The organism is Thainema salinarum CENA647, assembly GCF_057732415.1.
Genome location: NZ_JBYJZJ010000022.1, coordinates 574443 through 600399, shown reverse-complemented (window position 1 = coordinate 600399; position 25957 = coordinate 574443). Strand labels below are relative to the sequence as shown.

Genomic DNA, 25957 nt, shown 5'->3' with positions numbered 1-25957 from the left:
TCTATTAGTGTCGCCAAAAAATGAGGGATTAACAATAGATCCTTAGTCCCGCTTAACAGGTTTGAGTGAGAACTGGCTGTGCTGATACGGAGCCGGATCAAGATTCATACAATGCAATAAAGCTGCAACGTGAAGCTGCGATCGCAGGAGGCAGAGTGATGTCAACTGAGCTGCACACTGACTATAAAACAATGATGCAAGACATTTGGAGCCAAATCAAAAAATGGATGCAGGCAAATGCGCCACAGGTATTAGACACGCTACAACCGGGAGCATCCGATGCTCAGATTGCTGAGTTGGAAAATCTTCTCTCTATTCAATTTCCTGAAGATGTTAAAGCTTCCTATCACGTTCATAACGGCCAATCAACCTATAGATATGGGTTGATCAATGGGCGAGAATTTCTGTCGCTGGAACGGATTCGGGATGAATGGCAAGTTTGGAAAGAATTGCTAGATAGCGGTGAATTCCAAATTCATGATCCAACTCAAGAAAGTAACCCCGACCCTGGCATTCGCCACGTTTGGTGGAGCGACAAGTGGATACCGCTAACCCATGACGGTGCAGGAAATCATGACTGTCTAGATTTGAACCCGCCTGATGGTGGAAAAGTCGGACAAATCATCACAATGTGGCACGATGACGACGAGCGCAAGCTTATTGCGCCCAGCTTTCGGGATTGGCTGAAGCAATATGCCGAGGGCTTGGCGTCGGGGCAGTTTGTTTATTCCGAAGAATACGGCAGCGTAGTTGATGTAAATGATTTGTGATGCTCATCTGGCAGACGAAGAAGCTGCTTTTGATGCTATGTCTCAGTGCGATCGCAAATCTTGTAGGTTGGGTTGAAGAATGAAACCCAACATTTACAAGTTTTGGGTGTTGACAGAGTTTTTGTTGGGTTTCGCGTTGCTCTACCCAACCTACTAGCGCGGCCAGCTTAATTTGCTGGGTAAGGTGGGCAGTGCCCACTCTACAAGATCGCTGTTTTAAGGAATGGGACAACCCCGCATTTTAGGCGTGTCGCGCTACTACCTTTTAGCCGCCTGCATTTCTTTGACAATTTGCTTTAGCAGCGCCTCCACCGATCGCGGTTGCCAGCCCAGTTCCCGCCGTGCCTTACTCGCATCCACCCGCACGCAGCGGTCATAAATATAGTGAACCCGTTCGCGACCGATGGGCGGATTCCACTTAAAGGCGCGGCCAATTGGGTCAAGCACATTGCCCACGAAGCGCACGACAGCTTCTGGTGGATCTTTAGGTGCGGGAATGCCCGTTTCTCGGCTCAGTAGCTGGAACATTTCTCGCGTCGTCAAATCGCCTGCCGAGATGATGTAGTGTTCACCCGCTGGTGCCTTATCCGCCGCCAGCAGCATGGCGCTGACCAAATCGTCCACATGCACCACCCCCGTCACCCGGTCGCCACCGGGCCAGAACTTCATCCAGCCCTTGAGGAAAAGCTGTACCGCTGGCCCAAAGTGCGGATCATCCGAGCCGAGAATACCAGCGGGCATCAGGCTGACAATTGGCAAACCATTGCGTGCCGCCTGATCCACCAACTGCTGCGCCTGGAGCTTCGTGCGATCGTAGACCGAGGAATAGGTCGTCTGGGTGCGCTGAAAGGTTTCGTCAATCGTTTGCCCCTGGGTGTCGCCATAGATGCCGATTGTGCTGCAATAGACCAGCTTCGTCGGTTTGCCCAGTTCCATCTGCAGAGACTGCGCCACTTCCAGCACATTACGAGTACCCTCCACGTTGACCCGCTCCATATAGGCTTCGTTGACCAGTCCCAATTCCACATAGGCGGCAATGTGAAACACCACGTCCACATCGGTCATTGCTTTTAAGAGAGAATCGCGATCGCAGATATCGCCATAGACTAGTTCAATCTCGGCATCTTGCAAGCGCGATAGATCACTGGTTTGACGCACCAGTCCCACCACCTGATCGCCCCGCTGATTCAGCGCTTCGACCAGATGAGATCCGGTGAATCCATTGGCACCCGTGACTAATGCTTTCATTGCTACCGTCCTATTGCCGTTCATAAAACTAACCAGTTCTGTTTGTGAAAGCTTGGCTGAGCCAAGCTTTCACAAACAGAACTTCTATTCTGACAGCGATTTTTCGTAGATTCGATAGGTCTTGTACCACTTTCCGCCGGATGCCTCGATTAAGCGGCGCGAGGGCATGTTGTCTTCCCAAACCCAGGAGAGTTCCGCCCGCTTATAAGGTTTGCCTTTCTTGATGCCGCCCTGCATACCCAAATAAATCAGCGCTAGCGGCACCATTTTCCGCCGATATTCCGGCAGTGAACAAATCGCAATCACGCGTCCTTGATCAATTTGGCGACGATACCAGAGGAACTTGAGAATACCCCACCAGTTGAACTTACCGTTGAGCCGCTTCAGGGCAATGTTGTAGTCCGGCAAGCCCATAAAAAAGCCCACCATTTTGCCATTCACTTCTGCGATCGGGAACAAATCGGGATCGACAAGCTGCTGGAGGTCTTTTGCTTCCTCTAAAAACTCTTCTTCGGTGCGTGGTGTGGAACTCCAGTTGTTGGCAAAGGCTTCCGTAAACAGCCGATAGAGCGACCGCGCATCTTGCTCAAAGGCTTTGCCCTTGATATTGAGTGGCCGGAACGTAACACCTGACTGTTTGGCAATACGATAGGCTTTCTCAAATTTTGACGGCAGGCCCTCATCCAGCGGGAAATCATAGGCATAGGCATCTTTTGCCTTGTGCCAGCCCATTTTTTCCATAAATTCTGGATAATAGGGCGGATTATAGGGCATCATCACCAGCGGCGGCGTATCAAATCCGTCTACCAAAAATAAGCAGTCGTTGTGTGTCGATAGATCAATCGGGCCACGGACTTCCGCCATACCCTGTTCTCGCAGCCAGTCAGTCGCGGCATTCAATAAGGCTTGTGCCACTTCGAACTGATTGATGCACTCGAAAAAGCCAAACAAGCCCAATGGCTTTTTCTCCACTTCAATTAGCCGCTGATTGACAGCCGCTACAACTCGACCAATTGGCTCCCCGTCCGCTAGGGCAATAAACGCTTGTAGCTTGCCATAGGACAGAAACGGATTATCCGGTGCCAGCTTTTTGGCCTCGCTGCTGCGGATGGGGGCGACCCAGTTGGGATCGTTGGCATAGACACGAGCAGGCACGTCGAGAAATTGCTCAATGTCTTCGGGGGTGGTGACGGGCTGGATCTGGAAGTTCATGGTTCTGGCTAGAGCACTCGTCCATTACTATAGCTCTAGCGCTTGGCCAATAGAATTCGCAGGAGACAGTTTGCAGGTGGCGCTGATCAGGCAATGTGGATGATATCTCAATCACGCCTTAATCACGCCTCAATTACGTCTCAGTTGAACTGCTAAACAATTCTGCTAATCAATCTCGATGTAGAGCTGATAGCTGGTATTGCCGCGCGTTGAACCGACGATGACTTGGTAATCACCGGTTTCCGGTAGGAATAATTGCTCGCTAGTGCTTTCTGTCACCATAATTTGGCCACTGGGCGAAACAACATCAAACGCGGCATTGTCTTCTAGAGACGAGATATCCAGCGTCATCTCCTGACCGCCCTGAGCACCGAGCAGTAGCACATCCCGCTCAGCCCGAACAACGCCACGTTCCACAGTTGTGGACGTACTGCCAGTCGGGAACTGAACTCGATGCTCATGTACTGCAGTTGCATAAGCCGTCAGGTCTTCGGCCTCTAGACCATCGGCATTGACGAATAGATTTTGCACCAGCTCACAGTCTACCGGACTATAAACGTTGCTGGTATCGTCGAGCTGCTGGGCCGAGGCTGTCCAGGTTTGCTGTTCATTCTGCACGTCATACTCAATCCAGGTCGTCACATCCAAATCAAGCTGATTGCCGTCTAGCGTTCCCGCAAAGTCTTGCCGATAGGAGCTGTAATAGCCTGCTTCTTCATTGTGGATGCTAGCCTGACTATCACCCCTTACGGTTCGATCCGAATTTACCGTCAAGCGTACAACTCCGGATACGTCATCTGTCTCAGCTTCGTAGCAGTATTGGCCAGCTTTGAGTGGATTTGACGCATTGGCGGTTTGGCTGGACGCTGCGTCGGTTCCTGATTGAGATGATTCAGCAGAAGATGCGATCGCACCTGTCTCATCCGTCTCATCTGTTTCATCTGTGGCATTCACCGCATCCACCTGCTCGGTTTCAGTCGTATTCGATGTATCGGTAGACGCGGAATCCGACGACGGAGCATTGCAACCCACAACCCCAGTCATCAGCGCCGCCGCAATTAGACTCATGAATTTCACAGAATGGCGAGACATAATTGATCAATCTCCAGGAAAACGAACTAGGTGTTGAGTAATGGGGACTTTACTGATCAGCGAATGAGCTGACAATTTAGCGGGAATTGATTTCATCTAGATGGGCCTGCAGTTCCGCCGTCCGGTTTTCGGTCATCCGGGTCAGACACTGCGAGTAAATCAGCGGCTGAATCGTGCCACCTTCATAGGGTGCAGCTTCGAGTTCACAGGTATTGTCACGATATTCAATCCAGGCCAGTTCTGCATCCGTCAGCAGTTCCTGTTCAGGAGCATTGAGTTCTTGTGTGAGTGCCTGATAAGTCTGATTCAGTTCAACATCAACCGCTTCATAGGATTGATGGGCACAGATATTCATGTCGGTCTGCGTGACAGCGTCACTACAAGATGGCAGAGCTGCAACGTCGTTGTCTCCCGTAGAAGCATCGAATTTTGGTTCGATTGCGCCAGCCTGTGTCCCAGCTTGTGAGCTTGCACTGTCTGATGCGCTGTCTGACGTACTGTCTGACGTGCTGTCGGATTGGTTAGTAGATGGTGTCTTAGACGGTTGCGAAGATGCTGGCGATGCGCTGGCCTCGTCAGCCACCGCCACATCAGCGGCTGAGCTTGATGCGGGTGCAGCATCCGTTGCGATCGCAGTTGGCCCCGGACTATCCAATGAAGAGGGAGCTTGTTTGCTCAAAGACAAATATCCAACTGAGACCGCTATACCTGCGATCGCAACACCCAGCAAAATCGGTTGAGCTTTCATGGGAGACCAAGGGAAATCAATAATTATCTACTCTGACTCTAGCAACGGCATCCGGAACCAAAGCAGCGCTATAGACAGGAAGCCAAAGCGACACAACTAAACCGCTGCGTCTGTGTGCTGAACTCCCTGGTAGATGGTATTCACATCCAATTAATCAGTCTGCGGATACGCTCGTTTAAGCTCCAATTTTGCGGCTGTCACAGCAAACTGATTAATTATGCACCTCGCGACTGATGTGATGAAAAATCAAGAAACGTATCATATCTTAATAATTAGCTATTGCTTGTGCTTAGCGGATGGAGTTGTCGCAATAGAAATTGACCGTGGGGAAAACAGTTCTAATTTGGTTTCGTAATGATCTAAGACTGCATGATCACGAGCCGCTATATGATGCCGTAGATGCAAGGGCGCAGGTTCTGCCACTATATTGCGTTGACCCCCGCCATTTTGAGCAGACTTCCTTTGGCTTTCCCAAGACGGGTGCTCACCGAGCGCGTTTTTTAATCGAGAGCTTGACGAATTTAAGGCAGTCGCTCCAGTCACGGGGTAGCAACCTGATTGTGCAGCAGGGTCAGCCGGAAACGGTGATTCCCGAACTGGTTAAAGCTCATCAAGTTGATGCCGTTTACTATCACCGAGAGGTAACGGCGGAAGAACTGGCAGTTGAGCATGGGCTAAAAGACGCGCTGGAGCCGCTGGGCACTAAGCTGGTCGGCTACTGGGGCGCAACGCTCTATCATCCAGATGATTTGCCGTTTCCGATTCCTCGCATCCCGGAAGTGTTTACTCAGTTTCGCAAGGCAGTGGAAAAGGATGCGGCGATTAACGTGGCGCTGCCGACGCCTGAGCAGTTGCCCCCGTTACCTGAAGATTTAACTGTCGGTGAGATTCCGACGCTCGCTGATTTGGGTTTAGAACCTGCCGAACCCGATCCGCGATCGGTGATGGTCTTCGAGGGTGGTGAAACCGCTGGTATGCGGCGTCTGCACGACTACTTTTGGCAGGGCGATCACCTGAAGCGGTATAAGGAAACCCGCAACGGCATGTTGGGAGCCGACTACTCGTCAAAGTTCTCGCCCTGGCTGGCGATGGGCTGCTTATCACCCCGCTATGTTCACGACCAGGTGCAGGCGTATGAGGAGCAACGAACCCGCAATCAATCTACGTACTGGCTAGTGTTCGAATTGTTATGGCGGGATTATTTTCGGTTTATTTGCGCCAAACACCGCGATCGCATTTTTTATCCATCGGGGCTGCAAGGCATCTCAATTCCTTGGCAGCAGGACTGGGAGCGATTCGAGCGCTGGCAGAACGGCACAACGGGTATTCCGCTGGTGGATGCCAATATGCGAGAGCTGAAGGTTTCGGGCTTTATGTCGAATCGCGGACGGCAAAACGTCGCCAGCTTCCTGACCAAAAATCTGGGGATTGACTGGCGCATGGGGGCCGAGTGGTTCGAATCATTACTGATCGATTACGACGTTTGTAGTAACTATGGAAACTGGAACTACACTGCGGGAGTCGGCAACGATGCGCGGGGATTTCGCTATTTCAACATTCCGGTGCAGGCCAGTAAGTACGATGCCAAGGGCATATACGTGAAACATTGGCTACCGGAGTTGACTGAGGTTCCGGCCAACAAGGTGCATGAACCCTGGACGCTGAGCCGCGAAGAGCAAAAACGCTATGGCGTAACGTTGGGAGTGGATTATCCCAATCCGGTCGTGAACTTACAGCAGTCCGTTAAAGCCAATGAGCGCATCTATAACCAGGCCGTGGGACGGACTTGAAGGGAGGTTATTCGTCCGATACGACCATCAACTCTACCAATCCCGTCCTGCTACCGAGATAACTCAACCCACCATCGACCCATTTTCTGAAGCGAGTGACCAACTATTGTGCAAATCAAAGGCAACACAGTTCTAATTACCGGAGGAGCGGCTGGCATTGGCCGTGCGATCGCGCTTGCGTTTTTGCAGCACGACAATAAGGTGATCATTGTTGACAAAGACCCAACTCAGTTGCAGGCTACAAGCCAAGACTATCCAGAGTTGATTCCCTTTTGTTGCGATTTGGGCCATGCAGATGCGGTGCAGAAAATGGTGGCAACGATGGCGGATTCCTATCCCAATCTAAATGTGCTGGTGAACAACGCCGCCGTTCAGTTTCAGTGCCAGTTTGGCACGGAAACTACGACGATGAACCGAATGCGGGAAGAAATTTTGGTGAACCTGCTTGCGCCGCTTCAGCTCTGCCACCAGTTCATTCCGCTGTTACGCCTGCAATCGGCGGCGGCTATAGTTAATATCACGTCGGCTGTCGCCCAAAGTCCCAAGCAGTCTGCCCCGGTTTACTCTGCCACCAAAGCGGCGCTGAAGAACTTTACTCAGGCGCTTCGCTACCAGTTAGAAGGATCACCCATTCAGGTATTTGAATTGATTCCCCCGCTGGTGGACACAGCGATGACGCAAGGGCGGGGCGGCTGGAAAATCCATCCCGATGAGGTGGCTGAGGCGCTTTTGCATGCTATGAAGCACAATCATGAGCATATCCCTGTCGGTATGATGCACATGCAGGAGTGGCTGCATCGGTTCAGTCCGGGGCTAGTAGCTCGCTTGTTGCGCGGTAAGTCGAAATGAAAATTTTGAGATTTTGCCGCTGAGTTGACGTAAGTCTGTCTAAAGGAAGAGATCAGCGATACGTGATCTCTTAGAGGATTCTGTTAAAATCAGGCAATACTTAACAAAAGTTTTCGATTCAAGCCAGCCTTTTCATTGTGGCAATCTTGAGTCTCGATAACGTTCTCAACAGCTATGTAATTGTTAGGCTTTACATTGTAGTTCGTTTGTATTAGTAGGCAAACACCCATACACTCATTCTTATACTTAAAATCCTGTTGCGGCCAAAGTCGTTTTGCGGCCAAAGTCATTTTTCGTTCTGAATCTTCAAACGTTAGTTTTGTTGATGATCTAGCGCTTGTAAGCACAGAGCATACAAGACTGGCTAAGACTTCAGAAGTTTATTTCGCGAAAGGGCAGCGGCATGGGTTGTCCCAGGGTATAGGTTGTTTCAGACTGTATTTTCCTACATTTGGCTAGTAACCTAATATAACTATCTAGTTAGTTAATTAATATTCTCTGCTGCTAGTTGGTTCACTTTGTATCTACAAACCGCTATCTCAATTGGAATTGCGCTATGAAGTCTTCACAATCCTACCCCACCACCACCAGCGATTCCTCCCAGCGCACGCTCCAGTCGCTTGGGCGAAAGGGATGGCCGTGGTTGCTAGGTGCCCTGGTCTTACTGCTGGGTGGCGGTGGGATTGCTCTGTTTGCTCTACGTCGGGGTGGGCCACCGCAGCAGCAAATGATGCAGGGACAGGCCATTCCAGTTGAGTTAGAAGAGATCCAATCTGGCACAATTGAGGACAGCTCTGACTTTTTGGGTGTTCTCGATGCCCAGCAGGGCGTGGTGCTGCGACCTGAAGTGGATGGTCGTGTCACTCAGATCTTTGTTGTCCCAGGTGATGAGGTTGCCGCTGGCGATCCGATTGTGGAACTGAGCCCTGATCGCAGTCAGGCCGAATACAGTGCCGCCGAAGCAAGCGTCAGCGCTGCTCGTGCGGCATACAATACAGCGCAGGCACAGCTTCAGTCAGCTCAAGCTGAACAGGCCCGTGCTCTAGCGGATCTAGAGCTACAGCAGCAGGACTATCAGCGGACGGCCTATCTCACGTCTGAAGGTGCGCAGTCAGCCCAGCAGTTGGATATTGCCCGCCGCGATCGCGATACGGCTCAAGCCACTTATACCGCTGCCGAACGGCAGGTTGCCGCCGCCCAGTCCGCTGTTGCTGAAGCCGAGGCTGCCTTCAGTCGCGCCCAAGCGCAAGCGAGTGCTGCCCAGGAAGATCTTCAAGATACGCGCATCGTAGCCCCCATTGAAGGCATGATTGGCGACATTCCCATCAAGCTAGGGGAATTTGTGCAAACGGGTGATCCGCTAACGACGATTACCCAAAACCAAACTTTAGAACTGAATCTGTCGATTCCAGTCGAGGAACGGGAGCGATTACGGCCTGGATTAGAAGTGCAGCTTCGGCGACCAGGTGAAACGACACCGCTGGCCACTGGTCAGATTCGGTTTGTATCACCCCAGGTTGATGCAACCACTCAGTCGATCTTGGCAAAAGCCCAGTTTAGTAACGCTGGAGGATTGCTCCAGGACGATCAGCGGGTAGAAGCAACTGTGATTTGGCGTGAGCAACCAGGAGTTTTAGTTCCGGTGACGGCAGTTTCCCGTCTGGGCAATCAGGCATTTGTCTTTGTGGCTCAGTCCCCAGAAAGTAGCCCAGAGAGTAATGCTGAGAGTAATGCTGAGTTAGGCGGCGCAGGCACAGGTGGTGGTGCAGCAGCGAATCCGGCAGGTGAAGCACCTCAGCTTGTGGCCCAGCAGCGAGCGGTTGAACTCGGTGATATCCAAGGCGATAACTATCAAATTATCAGCGGCTTAGAACCCGGTGAAACCATTGTGGTGTCTGGTATTCTCAATCTGACCGATGGCGCACCCATTCAACCCGCTGGTGCAGCTCCACCGCCGGGACAACCGCCCTCTCCCTAAGCTTTCGCCGTGATGTGCCGGACTTCCATACAGGAATAATGAATCGGGCAGTCCCTGCATTTCATAGTTTCGATTCCACTGTATCTACGTTTTATTCATAAGCTCTATGTTTGTTGACTACTTCATCAAACGCCCAGTTTTCACCACCGTTTGCGCCTTGATTGTGCTGCTGATTGGAGTGGTTAGCATTCCGACGCTACCAGTTGCCCAGTATCCCGATATCAGCCCCAAACAGGTTTCCGTCACGGCCAACTATATTGGTGCTGATGCCCAGACGGTTGAAGAAGCCGTGACCAACATTCTGGAGCGGGAAATCAACGGAGTTGAGGGACTGCGCTACATCACATCTAACAGTACTAACAGCGGCGTCAGCAATATTACCGTCACCTTCGATGCCACTCGTGACCAGGATATTGCTGCGGTTGACGTACAGAATCGGGTATCTGTAGCCGAGGCCCAGTTGCCTGAAGCGGTTACCCGGACAGGTATCAGCGTCAGTAAGCAGTCCAGCAGCCTGTTAATGGGTTTTGGCCTGTTTTCAGATGATGGTGAGTATGACAGCACCTTTTTGAGCAATTATGCCGATTTATATATCGTTGATGAGCTAAAGCGGGTGAACGGCGTCGGTAACGTGCAGATTTTTGGTGAACGCCGATACGCCATGCGGCTGTGGCTTGACCCGAATCGACTCGCGGCTCGGAATTTAACCGCGCAGGATGTTACCAATGCGCTGCGGGAACAAAATATCCAAATTGGTGCAGGCCGAATTGGTCAACAGCCGTCTGATCAACCGTTTCAGATTGATGTGCGGGCCGAAAGTCGGCTAGAGAGTGTTGAGGAATTTGAAGATATCATTATTGCCACCAGCGAGAGTGGAGCGCTGACTCAGCTAAAAGATGTGGGCCGGGTAGAGCTAGGGGCAGAAGATTACAGCAGCTTTTTGCGCTTTCGCGGCAATGAGGCCGTTGGACTGGGTATCAATCAGATTCCAGGCAGTAATGCCCTCGACGTAGCGCGGGGCGTTAGAGCGCGAATGGCAGAATTGGCGGCAGACTTTCCGCCTGGCATGCAGTATGACATTGGTTTTGACACCACGGACTACGTTGAGCAGTCGCTGTCTGAGGTGGTTTGGACACTGCTGGCAGCTGTTGGTTTGGTTGTTGCGGTCATCTTCATCTTTTTGCAGGACTGGCGCACGACCGTCATTCCGGCAGTCACCATCCCGATTTCCCTAATCGGCACGTTCTTCTTTGTGCGGATCTTTGGTTTTTCGATTAACAGCTTGACTCTGTTTGGCTTGACGTTGGCGACCGGCATGGTGGTGGATGATGCCATTGTTGTCGTGGAAAACGTGGCGGCCAAGATTGAGCAGGGTATGCACCCTCGTAAGGCGGCAATTGTGGCGATGCGGGAGCTAACCGGAGCGGTCATTGCTACATCCCTCGTCCTGATGGCGGTGTTTATTCCTGTGGCCTTTTTCCCAGGCACTACGGGAGCGCTGTATCGCCAGTTTGCGCTGACGATTGCATTTGCGATCGCAGTTTCCACCTTTAACGCTCTTACCCTAACGCCGACACTATCCGGCCTCTTACTGCGGCGCAATCCGCCCCGGCACGGTTGGGTTGGTCGGATTTTTGATGCCTTTAACCGCTTTTTGGATGCCGTTCGCAACGGCTATGGTCGGATACTTGAACTGCTGGTGCGGATCAAATCGGTGGTGATAGGCGTCTTTGCCCTGCTGTTGCTCTGTACGTTCTGGATATATACCAGCGTGCCGTCGGCTTTTTTACCGGATGAAGACCAGGGCTATTTCATTACGATTGTGCAAGGGCCAGAGGGGGTATCGCTCAACTATACCCGCGACGTGATGGAGCAGATTGAGCAAATTTTGCTGCCGCTGGATGAAGTGCGAGCCACCTTTGCGGTGGGTGGTTTCAGCTTTGGTGGCGGCACGGCCAACAGTGGCATTGTGTTTACCACGCTGACGCCCTGGTCAGAACGGAAAGATCCAGATCAATCAGCTCAGGCTATCATTAATCGCGTTCGTGGCCCGCTGATGGGACTGACGGATGCTAGGGTGCTGCCCGTCAATCCACCCTCCATCCAGGGTTTAGGCAGCTTTGGTGGCTTCCAGTTCCAGCTCCAGGATCGGCGCGGCGTAGATATCCAAACCCTCGTGCAAAACATGGGTGCGCTGCTGGGGGCTGCCAATCAGAACCCCAATTTGCAGAACGTGTTTAGTACCTACGCGGCCAATACGCCTCAGTTATTGGTGGAGGTAAACCGCGATCGCGCCAAGAGCTTGGGCGTAAATGTAGACGACATTTTCTCAACGCTGCAAATCTATTTGGGATCTCAGTTTGTCAACAACTTCAACCTGGGCCGACGCACCTATCGTGTTTACGTGCAGGCTGACGAGCCATTCCGCTCCAATCCTGACGACATCAATCAGCTCTATGTGCGGTCTAGCGAGGGACAGATGATTCCGATGGCCAACTTGGTCACGGTGACATCAACCACGGGCGCACAGACAATCAACCACTACAATCTTTTCCGCTCAATTGAAATTAATGGCCAAGCTGCACCGGGGGCCAGTTCTGGAACCGCAATTCAAGCAATGGAGCAGGTGGCGGCGCAGGTATTACCACCGAGTTTAGGCTATGAATGGTCGGGCACTTCGCTAGAGGAAATTGAATCCGGCGGTCAAGCACCGATTATTTTCGGTCTGGGCTTGGTGCTGGTATTTCTAGTTCTAGCGGCGCAGTATGAGAGCTACGTTGACCCGACAATCATTATGTTTGCCGTGCCGCTGGCGGTTTTGGGAGCGCTGATCGCTCAAAGCCTACGCGGGTTCTCAAATGATGTGTATTGCCAGATTGGTCTGGTGATGCTGATTGGACTGGCCAGCAAAAACTCGATTCTGATTGTGGAGTTTGCCAACCAACTGCGTGAGCAGGGTTTGTCTATTACGAAAGCCGCTTTAGAAGCGGCTCAGCAACGGCTTCGCCCAATTTTGATGACGGCAATTTCGACACTGAGCGGTATTTTCCCTTTGGTCATTGCAACGGGTGCTGGAGCAGCAAGCCGTCAGTCTCTGGGAACGGCAGTGTTTGGCGGCATGTTTATTTCAACCTTCTTGAGCTTGTTTGTGGTGCCGATTCTCTACATTGTGATTAAGCAAATTACAAATCGGCTCAGTCCTCACCGAGGACACCATTCTGACTATGCTTATGATGGCCCATCTGGGAATGGATATGATAATGCTGATGGTCAATCACCAGATGGCTCATCGAGTTCCAGCGGCGACCCATCCTACTCGGAAGAACATTTTTAGGTCATTTCATATCTGTAATCAAAACCTAGAAGGGAATATTGTGCCGCCGCACTGCGGCGGCACAATATTCCCTTCTAGGTTTTGGTTTGCAAAGTGCAAAAGGAAAATCTGAAAATTACTACTGGTGCAGACGATTCGAGAATTAGAAGAACAAAGAAAAGAAAATGATCCGTGATGAGCTGAGCGATCGCACTTTCAGACACTGGGAAAGTGCGATCGCAGGTTGAAGCAATTAGCCCGTATTTCGCATTCCGGCAGCAATGCCATTAATCGTCAGCAGTGCCCCGCGCAGCAGTTCACCGCGACTGTAGCGGGAGCGAATAATGCCCGCTCCGGCCTGGGACTTGTGCTGGCGCAGGCGCTTCAGCAGCGACACCTGCAGGAAGCCAAGGGGCACAATGGTGCCGTTACGTAACTGCACCGAGCGCTGGAGTTCCGGGTCGCCATCCAGTAAACGCTCATGCCCCGTAATTTTCAGGACGAGGTCAGAGGTGAGTCGGTATTCTTGAGCAATCTGCTCAAACATGTCATCAAACCGCTCTTTATTTTCCGGCTGCGTCAGCTCATCCACGTAGTAGCGAGCAATTTGCAGATCCACCTTCGATAGCGTCATTTCCACCTTGGAAACTGCCATCCGGAAGAACGGCCACTTGTAGTAGAAATAGCGCAGCAGCTTCAGATGCTCTTCCGGCTCTTTCTCTAGGAAATCTTGCAGAGCCGTCCCCACACCGTACCAAGAAGGCAGCAGGAAGCGGGTTTGCGTCCAGCTAAACACCCAGGGAATGGCCCGTAGGCTGGATAAATCCTTCTTGCCGCCCCGCCGTGCTGGGCGGGAGCTAATTTGCAGCTGACTGATTTCTTCAATCGGCGTCACCTGATGGAAGAACTCAACCAGATCCGGCTGTTCATAAATCAGGGCGCGATAGTGCGATCGCGATTTAGAGGCCAGCTCCTCCATGATTTCGTTCCAGGGCGTAATCTCATCAAAGCTGGTACTGAGTAAACTGGCCTCGATCACGGCTGTTGCCACCGTTTCCAAGTTGTATAGCGCCAGCTCTTGCAGATTGTACTTCGAGGCCAGTACCTCGCCCTGTTCGGTGATTTTAATCCGACCGCTGATGCTCTTACCGGGCTGAGCCAGGATTGCCTCATAAGCGGGGCCACCACCACGACCGACTGAGCCGCCGCGACCGTGGAAGATCTGGAGCGCTACCCCATAGGGTTCCGCCGTTGCTTGCAGAGCCTGCTGCGCCTTGTGAATTTCCCAATTGCTGCTGAGAAAGCCAGAATCCTTATTGCTGTCGGAATAGCCCAGCATTACCTCTTGCAGCGGCACTGAGTCAGGCGGTGTCAGGTTTTGGCTGGATGCCAGCTTTGCATCTGGATCACCACCGTAGAGCATATTCCGATACAGCGGTAGCTCAAATAGCTCATACATAACGGTTGGTGCCCGCTTCAGGTCTTCCACCGTCTCAAATAGCGGCACGACTCGCAGGCTGCTAATGCCCGACGCCGGATCGTAAAGCCCTGCTTCTTTGGCCAGCAGCAGCACCTCCAGCAGGTCGCTGACGTGGTGGCTCATGCTGATCACATAGCTGCGGCAGATGCTCTCACCAAACTCTTGGTGCAGCCGTCTCACCATGCGCAGGGTTTCAATCGTTTCGTTGGCCTTGTCCGAGAAGGGCAGCTCATTGGGAATCAGCGGACGGCGCGTTTGAAGCTCTTTGACCAACCACTCTGTACGCTCTGGCTCCGACAGTTCGTTGTAGGGCTTATCCAGAAGCTGGAGGTATTCGGTGATTTCGTTGATCGTGTCGGAATGGCGTGAGCTTTCCTGGCGAATATCGAGTCGCGCCAAGCTAAACCCATAGATTTCGACCTGGCAAATCAGCGTATCTAGTTCGGTACAGGACAAACCTGTCTCCTTAAGATTGTGCTGAATCAGCCGCAGTTCGGCCAGAAATTCTTCCCCTGAGCGATACATCGTGGCTGGATTGACCTCTGGTTCCGTCTGGAGATGGTCGCCATTGTACAGCTGGAGACTGCGATTGCGGGTATTTTCTAAGCGTCGGCAAATGTAGGCTAGCTTCAGCCGATAGGGTTCTTGACGATAGCGAATCGCCAGCGAATCGTAGACATCCGGCATCTGCATCTGATCCTGCTCTAGGGATTCCAGCAGATTGGGCAGCACGTCACTCCAGTGCAGCGAGAGACTCAGCAGTTGAGTCAGCTTGCGCACAGAGTGAATGTACTTGACGAGGACCAAGTTACGCTGGTAGCAGGCGGTTTTCCAGGTGATGGCAGGCGTGACCGAGGGGTTGCCATCCCGGTCAGCTCCCACCCAAGAGCCAAATTTACAGAAATCATGCTGGGGCGGACGCATGTGGGGATAAACATTTTTCAGGGCGTGGGCGAACCGCTCGTACAGCAGCGGAATTGCCTCAAACAGCACCTCGTCAAAGTAGTGCAGCGTGAAGTCTACTTCATCCAAAACAGAGGGCTTGAACTGATGCAGTTCATCAGTGCGCCACCAGAGCCGCACTTCTTCCGTGAGCTGCTGCCGCAGCCGATCCGCTTCCCAAGCCGAGATGGTGTTGCCGTCTTCAACCCGGTCAAGTTTACGCAGAATCCCGGCAATGCGGCGCTGTTTGTCGCGAATGGTGTGCCGGACAATTTCGGTCGGGTGTGCGGTGAAGACTAGCCGAATATCAAGCTGATCAATCAGCCTTTGGATGTGCTGCGGTGGCACGTTGAGTCGATGCAGCTGCGGAAAGAGGGAATGAAAGTTGCCCATCTTACGCTGCGATGTGCGATCGCTATCTTGCCAGCTTTTCTCTAAAATCTCAGCTTGCAATCCCCGAGCGCTGTCGTCGGTTTCCATTGGCGCTGCAACACTGCTGGATTCTGACTCAGCAACGACCTGGGCAGACGTTGATCTATTATTGGCGTCTGTTACATTGGCATCTTGTCCAGCGCGATATTGAGCCTGCTGCCCTCGCTGCTCATAGTGTTGCTCCACAATGTTAATGAGCTGAAAGTAGAGCGCAAACGCACGCGCTGCTCGGATGGCATCATCCAGCTCTAGCTCTTCAATGATCTCTAGCGGCTCAATGTTTGGCGTCAGCGGAGCCTGCCCTTCTGGGGACGACATGGAGCGAAGCTGTCGCAGCAAATCGAGGAGTTCCTGGCCGCATTCTTGCTGTAGGACAGACTCCCAAATCCCCTCCATCATTCGGATACGGCGGCGGAGTAGAAGATCTGATTCGGATGTTTTGGATGGAGACACGGGTTCTGTCAACACTTGGACACCTGTTGCGTTGGAGCTAAATGCATCACCAGAGGAATGAACGGTTGAACTCATAAAGCTTGCGCTAGCCTAGCTAGGATACTCAGCAATTTTAGGAGGTTTTGGTAGAGAAGGTATAGTTCTTCGCCTTATCCTCAGAGTTTACGATTAATTTGTCAGCGTTTCGTGACGGCATCAGCGATCGCAATTTATTTCATCTAATGATCGGTAAGCAGTGCCCACTTCTATCCGCCGTATCTGTCGCATCTGTAAACCAAAGCGATACCGTCTGAGTTAGCCACGATTAGAGGCCGCAATGTGCGATCGCAATCGCTGAAGACCGTTGAAGACTATTACTGATCTGAATTGTTGGTTTCGGAGCCAAAGGGATCAAATAGGTTGATCACCGGCAGACGGTCGCCCCGGAACAGCTCTTCACTGGCTAAACCGAACTGCTGCATCAGGTCGAACAGCGCTTTGGTGCTGAGCAAAAACAGGAGTAGAGGAATTGTTGCTAGACTCAGCCATAGGGTTGGATTTCCCGGTAAGTTGAAGGACTGAGGAGTGCGATCGCGGCTAGAGGAGGATTGCATAAGACAGTTAAACATGATGTTGGCTTGTTTTGACTAGCGCATTAACTAGGCATTTGCTTTTAGGTTGCCATAATCAGCTAACTTTTGGGTCGCCATCATCACAAACTGGTAGCCCAAACCGATGAATCGTCTTGTTCGGCCCGTGTCTATTGCCCTGCGTAAAGTTTTTTGCAAATTCGCTAGCGTTGAACAATCTGGCGCTAGTCTGTAGGCACTTTCTCCGGTTTATTCGCTAATATCAAGTCGGATTGAAAACCTGTCGCCATCATTCCTGCGAAAGGCTTGCAGCACAAGCTTTTCACCATGATTTTCACACTAGAAGTAACAGGTTCTCATACAGACTTAGTTGATGAGATGCTGACTGCCTTTTCCACCGTTTAATTTGTGACGTGTTTGTGACGTATTCTGTAAAGCGCCTCTGGCAAACTGAGTTGAGATGATGTCAAACGTGATTCATGAGCGCCATCCCCTATTTCCGCTGAGCCAGTGGATCGGGCAGGTTTGTTATCAGCCCAATCTGCACGTCCGTGTGCGCTTGCGGGGCAATGTGCTGCATGTGTTACTCGAAGCCCCATCTGTGCCGCGCCAGTCTGCGATCGCAAAAGCGCTGGTCAAGGCGCTCCAAATCCTCAATATCAATACGCTCATCCCTGGTAATCAGCCGTCGCTCTACCAGGTCATGCTCTACGGGCGCAAGCAGGATGAAACCCGTCCGGCCTGGACAATGCCGATTTACTTGAATCAGTTGCCGCAGCATTTGGCCGAACTACAAGCGGCAGATGTGCAGCAAATGGCGGAGGGGATGACGGCACATGCGCCTCATCTGACGGAAATTGCTCAGCCCGAAACGCAGCAGCCGGAATCCTACTCAGCCTCTAAATTAGGTGCACCTGCAACCGCTACAGCATCGGTCAATGGGCGGCTCAACGCTTCAGAGTCAGGAGAGTCATCGGTCACGACTCCACCCAACTCAGATCAGCCGCAGTTCACGCATTCAGTTGCCCAAACCAGCTCAGCTCTCGTCCTGCCAACCCGCAGCCTAGCCAAGCAGGGCACTCCGTCGGGCATTGCCTGCTATCTGAGCGAGATTTTGAACATTCTGGGCATTAGCGTTCAGGTCAAAGTCAAAACGCTGCCGCTGCGAGAAGGTGGTGTGGCGCTGTCCACCAAGCGGATGTGGATTCTCTGCGAGGCTCCTTACAGTCCCAATCCGCGCGTGGTGGCGGAACCGACCGCTCAGCGGCTGCGCGATCTGGAACTGGAGGGCTTTCGGGACGCGGTGATCCTGATTCAGGTGCAGGGCGAACCCAGGCCAGAATGGTTCCTGCGGGTTGACCTGACGCCCAAGACCGAGCTGCTAAAAGAATGGGCGCGCTGGGGCGATCTAGATGCGATCGCAGCTTTAGCCAATGATGCCCTACCGCAGGACATCCACGTCACGCCGGAACTCAAATCGCCAACGCTATATCTTTTCTGTCGGCATCGTTCCCAGAAGCGTAATGCGCCAGACTCCGGTTCCAGTAGTGATTCTAATTCAGACTCAACCCCAAATTCGCCCTCACTGCCGGATCAGGCGACGGTACAGGCAGTATTGGAACCGCTGCTGCAATCTCTCGCGCCCCAGGGTATTCACGCGGCTGTGCTATACGGTCAGGGTGCCCCGCAGACCTCTCCCGTGTGGATGCACTGGCTGAATTTGCCTGCCACTGAACATGAGGCGCTGGCGACTCGGACGCAAGAATTAGCCAGCCAAGGGGATCGTCCGGCGTTGGCTTACTGGCTGATGCGATCGCTGAATCCAGACTTGCCGCATCAGCTGGCAACGGGTGGCATTCGCATCCAGCTTGCCCAGCGGGGTGATGTGCTGCACATCATGGCCGATGCGCCGATGTGCCCCAGCCGTCGTCAGGTCGGCAAAATCCTGGCTAAGGAAATGCGGCGGCTGAAAGTGCCAGGTATCAAAGGCGTGCGGGTCTACGGGCGGCGCGCTGGACAAAAGCGCCCGCTGTGGAGCTTTGGCATTGACCTGCAGCCCCGTCCGCGCCAGATTGTGCCGGAAGCCACGCCGGAATTTGCCGCATCGGAAGCCTACGTCGGCGACCTGATTTTCCGCTCGGAAGAAGACGTGGTGATCCGCGAAGAGATTACCTCCGAAACGGTGCGGAATCGGCTAGCGGAACTGTGGCAGCAGAGCCGTGAACAGATGCAGGGACTGCTGGTGCGATCGCAACTTTTCGTCCCGCAATCGTCTGTTCAAGATTTGAAGACGACGCAGGATACACCGTCCGCGCTAACCGAAACCTCTAACCAGCGACGCTCTCTGCTACCCGTCGCGGCTGTATGGGGCGCGGTAGGAATGCTCGTCGTGTTTCAGGCCGATTGGATTGGTGGTCAAGTTCTGAAGACGGCGCAGTCTGCCCAGCAGGAGGTGGCTGACGAATCCACCATGCGAATCGATGAGTCTGCGCTGGCCTCATCTGACCCACCGCTGGATACGGAGTCACCGTTTTGGGAAGAAGCCAATATTTCGTTTAGCCTGCCCGGTGAAGACGGTGAGGAAGACGAAGGTGACGACGGTTTTGCGCAGGAAGGGTTCACCGACGACAGCGATCCGACTGTAATTGATCCCAATCAGGATGAGATAACTCCGCAACTGAATCCGCTACAGGTTGATCTCGAAGCGTCACCATTTCAAGATCGTCTGTCGACCCTGGATTACTCCTACGGCACGTTTAACAGTCGTCAAATGGATATCAAGATGGCGCTCTACCAGCGACAGGTGGATCAGTTTGGGGTGCCGGACGTGCTGGTCTTTGGTAGTTCGCGATCGCTGCGGGGCGTTGATCCGGCCAAACTGAAGGAGGACTTAGCCGCTCAGGGCTACGAGGATGTCAGCATTTTCAACTTTGGCATCAACGGCGCAACGGCTCAGGTGGCCGATTTAATCCTGCGCCGCTTCCTCAGCCAAGATCAGCTCCCCAAGCTGATTATCTGGGCCGATGGTGCCCGCGCCTTTAACAGCGGACGGCTTGATGTCACCTACAACGGCATTGTCGCCTCCGAGGGCTATCAGGATCTGATGGCGGCACGAGCCGAACAGCTTGCTGCTGAAGCGGCAGCTCTAGACGCCGAGGCGGCGGAAGCGGCTCAGCAGGCAGCGGCAGAACTAGCGGCGGAAGCGAACAATACGTCGCTGTTCAGCAGCTATCAAACCGTGGATGAAAAGTTGGAGGAGACGGTTTCAAACTGGTCGGCCCTGCATTCCGAACGCGATCGCATTAAAGGCTTCCTGCAAGATCGTTTCTCCGCTTGGCTACCCTTTGCAACACCGGAACCGCTGGCCGTGAATGCTTCCGTCGGTGAGCAAGACCCGGATGTCCTGCTGGCTGATGAAGGAGAGTCCATGATCGACGTGGACGGCTTCTTGCCCATCTCCACCCAGTTCAATCCGGCCACTTACTACCAGCAGTACGCGCGCGTTTCCGGCCTCTACGATGGTGACTACAAAGACTTCAGCCTAGACGGTAAGCAGGCTGAAGCCCTCAATGCCCTATTGGACTTCACCGCTGCTCAAGGCATTCCAGTCGTATTCATCAATACGCCAACCACCGATGAATATATGGATGCCGCGCGGTCTGAACATGAGCAAGAATTCGTCCGCTGGATGCTGCAACAATCGGCCTCCCACGACGACTTCATCTTCCGCGACCTGAGCGAAATGTGGCCTCAGCAATACGCCTACTTCTCCGACCCCAGCCACCTGAACCGCTACGGAGCCTACCAAGTCTCCCAACGCATCGCCCAAGACCCCATGATCCCCTGGAGCGCCGCCACCCAATCCGACCCAGACGCTTCTAATTAATTCGGGTTATCCCAGTACCTGTAAGGGCGGGTTTTGCCATTCATCTAGTCTATTAACCCACTCACCACTCACCTAAACCCGCCCCTACGCTCCCACCCATCCACCCGCCTACCCATCCACTCATTCACCCTCCCACCCATCCCGCCGCCCATGAACTTCCCCTCCTTCATCTACGGCCTCTTCCTGCTCAGCCTGATTGGCATCTACTGGGCATTCCCGCAGCGGAAGGCGCGGCTGTGGATTCTGCTGGTAGCGAGCGTTATTTTCTTTGCCTCGCTACAAGTTCTGTATTTACCCTTTATCGTGGCGCTGACGCTAGCCAACTTCTGGTTAGGAAATGCGCTCACCGTGCCGCTAGACTGGCGGATTGCGAATGAGGAGTGGGAATCGGCACAGCAGGACTGGTCGCGCAAGCAGCTATCGCTGCTGTGGTTCGGAATTGGCCTCAATCTGCTGCTGCTGTTTGGCTTCAAGTACATTCCGTTCTTCCTGAATACGATTGGTGGACTGCTGGGCATTTCGCTGCTGCAAACTCAGGCGCAGTGGGTCAGCGACAGTCTACTCATTCCTTTAGGCATCAGCTACTTTTGCTTTGAAAGCATTGCCTATCTGGTAGACGTGTATCGCGGTGCGCCACCGAGCAACAGCTTTATTGAGTTTGCCGCCTATAAGCTGTTCTTTCCCAAAATCACCTCTGGCCCGATTACCCGCTACCACGACATTTCAGCTCAATTTGAAACGCTCAAGTTCCCCAATCTAGAGTCCACCACCGAAGGACTCTGGCTGATCGCAATGGGTTCCGTCAAAAAGCTGCTGATTGCCGATCGCATTGCGCTCTACGTCAATCTCAGTTTTGATAACCTGGCCAGAGCTGGCAGCGCCGACATTTGGCTCACCACGTTTGCCTATGGGCTACAGCTCTATTTCGACTTCAGCGGCTATGTAGACATCGCTCGCGGTAGCGCCATGCTGCTGGGGCTGAAGCTGCCGATTAACTTCAACTTTCCCTACATGTCCACCAGCATTGCCGACTTTTGGCGACGCTGGCATATTACCCTGGGCGACTGGCTGCGCAACTATCTCTACTTTCCTCTTGGTGGTTCCCGCCGAGGACTGAAGCGCACCTGCTTGAACTTCATCATTGTTATGCTGCTGGGTGGCCTGTGGCACGGAGCCGCTTGGGGATTCATCATCTGGGGTGGCCTGCACGGGGTGGCGCTGGCGGTGCATCGCCTAGTGGCAAAGGCATCTGAACAGCGACCTGCCTTGACTGCATTTTGGAGCAGCGTACCGGGAGTTGCGATCGCATGGCTGACCACCCAGTTTATGGTCTTTGGCACCTGGCTGTTTTTCCGCTTGCCCGCCTGGAGCGATTTCAGTTTGGCGATGCAGCGGCTCTGGGGTTATGAAGCAGACATACAGTTTGCTCAAAAGGTTTATGTAGAAACCCTCGGCTTTAGTCGGCCCCAGTTGGCGATTTTATTGAGTTTAATCATGGCTTTGATGGCGCTGCTTTACGGCTTCCAGCGCACCCTCAAGCTACAGCTCAACTGGCCCGTCAAGCTGCTACTCGTACCGCTCTGTTTCTTCATCGCCTGGATTCTGTCTCCCAGCGAAGCCATTCCCTACATCTATTTTGATTTCTAATCAAGCCCAATGACAGGTTTTGCTTCATCTAGGTCTAAGTACAGGACAAAAAATAGAGAGAGTGCCGGAAGCCATTCCGAGTACAATCCGTCCAACTGTACTCGGAGGAGCAATCACAATGAGCAACTGACCATCATCGAGGCGTAAGGCCTCGACAGAGACCCGGCAGCCCCGAATCTGAATAGCTCCCTTCGATCGTTGCAATCGCAGTTTTGCGTCAAATGAGTAAGGCGTGAGGAGAAAGGAGTGCGATCGCACTTTACTTTACTGCGCCAAAACAATAACTGGACTCAATTAGCAAAACCCAAACTCGAACTTAGCTAGGCTGAAACCATAAAGCCCTCCATGATCCATTTTTTTCCTTTACAGCTCTCTACAACCCCTTACAGCCTCTGCAACCTCATCATCCATGCATTCCCATCCCACTGCTGGTTTTCATCTTCCCCATGCTGCAGCCGATGACAAGCTGCACCGGATTCTCAGCGCCGCTTTGCCGAGTTCATCGCAGGTAACTATCAACCTTACCGCTCCTGCTTGGAACGCCCAGCATTTCAACCTTGATCGGGTGCAAATCTTCCAGAAGGCAACTGACGAGGAGCAGCAGCAGATCGTTGCGATCGCAAATCGAGCCTTACTCGAAGAAGCCTACTTTATTGAGCAGGCAGGCGTTGGCTACATGGCCAAAATGGTGCTGATGGCCGAAACCCAGGAAGAGCGGATGCTGTATGGACTATTTGCAGCCGATGAAACCCAGCATTTAGCCCAAATTCGCCAGTTTTTACCCGATGCACCCCAGGCCACCCGCGACCCGTTTTTGCAACTGCTGGTCGAACTAGTGGAAAGCGAAGACCGCGCCGTCATGCTGTTTGTCTTGCAGGTCGTCCTAGAAGGCTGGGGACTGAGCCACTACCGTTCCCTAGCTAGCGACTGCCAGCAGCCCATCTTGCAGCAGTGCTTAAAAGGCTTTATTGATGCCGAATCACGCCATCATGGGGCAGGCTTGACCTTATTTTTGCGATCGCACCTGTCCTCGTCCCAAAAAAACCTGATCCAAGACATTCTGCGCCAGTTTTTGCAGATGATTCAGGTGGGGCCACAGCAAGTCCTAAATGCGATCGCGCAGGTCAAAGGTCACTTGTCTCAGCTCCAGAAAATTCAAATTCTCACCGAGCTGGATACCCTCACCCACAGCGGCACCCGCCTCAAAACGCTGCACCACCTGATGCAGGCTCCTCAAACCCACAGTTTAATTGCCACCCTGGAGCAAGACGGCTACTTTCAGCCCTTACCCGCAGAACTATGCGCGACAGTTTGACAACGCCCTTGCCGATACCCCGCTAGCTTGCGTAGGATGTGTGAGGCTTGAGCCGTAGCTAACAAAAACATGACGGAACAAAACACCTAGCTAGATGTGCGTCAGAATAAACTCAGCATTGAATGCCTGATGTTAAGTCCGGTTAAACCCAATAATTTAATTTGTGTGAATACTTGGCTAGGCCAAGCTTTTACAAAAGATTAATTGGGTTCTTATACTCGAACTTAAAATGACATCTAGACGTGACGATTAGGAGAAACGATGTCTAAAGCGACGAATGTACTTGGAACCGAACTAGCAACCTGTAGCACTGCACCCATGACTGGATTCTATCGCGATGGCTGCTGCAACACAGGCGCAGGCGATATCGGTGCCCACACGGTTTGCGCTGAGGTCACTGAAGACTTTCTGGCCTTCTCCAAAGCCCAAGGGAATGACCTGGTTACGCCCCGCCCAGAGTACGACTTTCCCGGACTCAAACCCGGCGATCGCTGGTGCCTGTGTGCCTCCCGCTGGAAAGAGGCGCTAGATGCAGGCATGGCTCCCAAAGTCGTGCTGTCGGCCACCCACGCCTCAACCCTGGAATATGCCTCCATGAGCGAGCTAAAACAGCACGCTGCGGAGTAAGACATCATGCAAGCGATCGCAAATCAATCGGCCCGTTTAGCCCAGCAGTTGCAGTTTGTCATGGAAATCGACAAGCTGAAGCGGGTTCTGCGTCAGACCTTATTGACCGACAGTTCGCGCCGAGAAAATAGCGCCGAGCATTCCTGGCACCTGGCGCTGATGGCGGTTTTGCTAGAGGAATATGCCCCAGAGCCGATTAACGTGCTGCGGGTGATTCAAATGGTGCTGATCCACGACATTGTGGAAATCGATGCCGGCGACACCTTCTGCTACGACACGCAAGGCCACGTAGACAAGGCAGATCGGGAGCAGGAAGCCGCTGATCGGTTATTTAGTCTCTTACCCGATGCCCAGCAGGCCGAGTTGCGATCGCTGTGGGATGAATTCGAAACCCAAGCCACCGTCGATGCCCGCTTTGCCGCTTCTCTAGACCGTATCCAGCCGATTCTGCACAACTACTACACCGAAGGCGGCACTTGGAAGATTCATGATATTTGCCGCAGTCAGGTACTCAAACGGATGGCTCCCGTCCAGCAGGGTGCTCCTGCCCTCTGGCCACTGGTGGAAGCGATCATCGAGGACTCCATTGCAGCAGGCTACTTACGAGATGACTGAGTATTCCAGGATATGCAGGACTTCCACAGTTGATGAGGTTCCACAGGTTACAAGATCCCCCCGGCTAACGCCACCCCCCTTATCAAGGGGGGCAGGGGGGACCGTAACGCTACCACTAGTTGTGGTATGGAACTGAGCGAACTCCTGCGGCGCGATCGCACCATTCGCGTGATTGGATTTGACGATGCGCCGTTTCAACGTGGGCAGAGCGAGCCAGTTGCGATCGCAGGTGTGGTATGTGGCGGCACCCGGTTCGAGGGCATGGTCTGGGGCGAGATCGAGGCCGATGGCTGGGACGCGACGGATACGGTCTGCAAGTTGCTGATCGACGGTAAGTTTCTGCCCCAGCTTCACCTTGTCCTGCTGGACGGCATCTGTATGGGCGGATTTAACGTGATTAACTTACCCCGGCTGGCGCAGCGGCTAGAGCGGCCCTGTGTCGCCGTCATGCGCCGTTTGCCTCGCTTGGCCAGAATTCAGCAGGCCATGCAGCGACTGCCCGAATTCGAAAAACGATACGCCATCATGCAGCAGGCGGGAACCATACACGAGTTTCCGCCGTTTTATTTTCAAGTCTGTGGCGATGCCGATCCCGTGGTGATTGCTCAAGTCCTTCAGCAAATTAGCGATCGCGGTCACGTCCCGGAAGCGCTGCGACTGGCCCATTTAATCGGTGCCGCCGTGCTCACAGGCGAAAGCGGTCGGCAAGCTTAGAAACGCGAATTTAATCAGGTGAAATCTCTGGGTTATATCAAGTCTGTGTATAAGAACCCAATTTATTTTTATGAAACGTTTGCTGAGCAAATGTTTCATAAAAATAAATGATGGGTTTTCAACCAGATTTGATATTAGGGACACGGCAATTGCGGTATCCCTACGAAGAGAACTCGGGATCAGCGTGAACAAACGTATCGCTGTGTTGCTAATTCTCACATTTACCAAGATTTCCATTAGTGGGGCGTGTAAACGGGCACGCTAAAGGCACGAGGAT

At 52.9% G+C, this 25957-nt stretch carries 18 protein-coding genes; 12 read left to right on the top strand and 6 right to left on the bottom strand.

Annotated features, from left to right (window positions below; translation table 11 throughout):
• Positions 1 to 191: 191 nt before the first annotated feature.
• A complete protein-coding gene (locus AC286M_RS09430) occupies positions 192 to 770 on the top strand; it encodes an SMI1/KNR4 family protein (RefSeq protein WP_488204137.1) in 579 nt (192 codons plus the stop codon).
• A gap of 258 nt (positions 771 to 1028) precedes the next feature.
• Here the strand turns inward: AC286M_RS09430 and AC286M_RS09425 are convergent, their stop codons facing one another.
• The 4 genes from AC286M_RS09425 to AC286M_RS09410 all read right to left on the bottom strand — a co-directional run bounded on the left by AC286M_RS09425 (position 1029) and on the right by AC286M_RS09410 (position 4677).
• Complete coding sequence (locus AC286M_RS09425) at positions 1029 to 2018, bottom strand: NAD-dependent epimerase/dehydratase family protein (protein WP_488204136.1); 990 nt, start codon at positions 2016 to 2018, stop codon at positions 1029 to 1031.
• A gap of 84 nt (positions 2019 to 2102) precedes the next feature.
• Positions 2103 to 3230: a GNAT family N-acetyltransferase gene (locus tag AC286M_RS09420; RefSeq protein ID WP_488204135.1), complete on the bottom strand. Its 1128-nt coding sequence runs from the start codon at positions 3228 to 3230 to the stop codon at positions 2103 to 2105.
• A 165-nt stretch (positions 3231 to 3395) separates the two neighbouring features.
• Positions 3396 to 4322, bottom strand: a complete 927-nt coding sequence (locus tag AC286M_RS09415) for a hypothetical protein (RefSeq protein ID WP_488204134.1) — start codon at positions 4320 to 4322, stop codon at positions 3396 to 3398.
• A 76-nt stretch (positions 4323 to 4398) separates the two neighbouring features.
• Positions 4399 to 4677, bottom strand: coding sequence for a lysozyme inhibitor LprI family protein (locus AC286M_RS09410; protein ID WP_488204133.1), 279 nt, complete (start codon positions 4675 to 4677; stop codon positions 4399 to 4401).
• Positions 4678 to 4687: 10 nt separating this feature from the next.
• On the opposite strand from AC286M_RS09410, the gene AC286M_RS09405 reads away from it, so the two are divergent.
• From AC286M_RS09405 to AC286M_RS09385, 5 genes are all read left to right on the top strand, one after another.
• A complete protein-coding gene (locus AC286M_RS09405) occupies positions 4688 to 5062 on the top strand; it encodes a hypothetical protein (RefSeq protein WP_488204132.1) in 375 nt (124 codons plus the stop codon).
• A gap of 331 nt (positions 5063 to 5393) precedes the next feature.
• Entirely contained in the window at positions 5394 to 6860 is a 1467-nt protein-coding gene (locus AC286M_RS09400; RefSeq protein WP_488204131.1) for a DASH family cryptochrome, read from the top strand.
• 108 nt (positions 6861 to 6968) lie between these two features.
• Positions 6969 to 7709, top strand: coding sequence for an SDR family oxidoreductase (locus AC286M_RS09395; protein ID WP_488204130.1), 741 nt, complete (start codon positions 6969 to 6971; stop codon positions 7707 to 7709).
• A gap of 556 nt (positions 7710 to 8265) precedes the next feature.
• The gene (locus AC286M_RS09390) at positions 8266 to 9687 is read left to right on the top strand and encodes an efflux RND transporter periplasmic adaptor subunit (RefSeq protein ID WP_488204129.1); all 1422 of its coding nucleotides are present in this window, start codon (positions 8266 to 8268) and stop codon (positions 9685 to 9687) included.
• Positions 9688 to 9793: 106 nt separating this feature from the next.
• Entirely contained in the window at positions 9794 to 13021 is a 3228-nt protein-coding gene (locus AC286M_RS09385; RefSeq protein ID WP_488204128.1) for an efflux RND transporter permease subunit, read from the top strand.
• A gap of 232 nt (positions 13022 to 13253) precedes the next feature.
• Here the strand turns inward: AC286M_RS09385 and ppc are convergent, their stop codons facing one another.
• Both ppc and AC286M_RS09375 read right to left on the bottom strand, forming a co-directional pair.
• The gene (ppc, locus tag AC286M_RS09380) at positions 13254 to 16382 is read right to left on the bottom strand and encodes a phosphoenolpyruvate carboxylase (RefSeq protein WP_488204127.1); all 3129 of its coding nucleotides are present in this window, start codon (positions 16380 to 16382) and stop codon (positions 13254 to 13256) included.
• A 278-nt stretch (positions 16383 to 16660) separates the two neighbouring features.
• Positions 16661 to 16915 carry a hypothetical protein gene (locus tag AC286M_RS09375; RefSeq protein ID WP_488204126.1) on the bottom strand — a complete coding sequence of 85 codons (255 nt, stop codon included), beginning with the start codon at positions 16913 to 16915 and terminating at the stop codon, positions 16661 to 16663.
• 421 nt (positions 16916 to 17336) lie between these two features.
• Here AC286M_RS09375 and AC286M_RS09370 point away from each other — a divergent pair, with 421 nt between their 5' ends.
• The 6 genes from AC286M_RS09370 (at position 17337) to AC286M_RS09345 (ending at position 25680) form a co-directional block, all read left to right on the top strand.
• Positions 17337 to 20762 carry a hypothetical protein gene (locus AC286M_RS09370; protein WP_488204125.1) on the top strand — a complete coding sequence of 1142 codons (3426 nt, stop codon included), beginning with the start codon at positions 17337 to 17339 and terminating at the stop codon, positions 20760 to 20762.
• 150 nt (positions 20763 to 20912) lie between these two features.
• Entirely contained in the window at positions 20913 to 22409 is a 1497-nt protein-coding gene (locus AC286M_RS09365) for an MBOAT family O-acyltransferase (RefSeq protein ID WP_488204124.1), read from the top strand.
• Positions 22410 to 22818: 409 nt separating this feature from the next.
• A complete protein-coding gene (locus AC286M_RS09360) occupies positions 22819 to 23724 on the top strand; it encodes a ferritin-like domain-containing protein (protein WP_488204123.1) in 906 nt (301 codons plus the stop codon).
• Positions 23725 to 23985: 261 nt separating this feature from the next.
• Positions 23986 to 24351, top strand: a complete 366-nt coding sequence (locus tag AC286M_RS09355; RefSeq protein ID WP_488204122.1) for a DUF2237 family protein — start codon at positions 23986 to 23988, stop codon at positions 24349 to 24351.
• Between the two features lie 6 nt (positions 24352 to 24357).
• Positions 24358 to 24966 (top strand): HD domain-containing protein, encoded by a 609-nt coding sequence (locus AC286M_RS09350; RefSeq protein WP_488204121.1) that lies wholly within the window; start codon positions 24358 to 24360, stop codon positions 24964 to 24966.
• A 126-nt stretch (positions 24967 to 25092) separates the two neighbouring features.
• On the top strand, positions 25093 to 25680 hold the full coding sequence (locus AC286M_RS09345) for an endonuclease dU (RefSeq protein WP_488204120.1): 588 nt from the start codon (positions 25093 to 25095) through the stop codon (positions 25678 to 25680).
• The last annotated feature ends 277 nt before the right edge of the window (positions 25681 to 25957 follow it).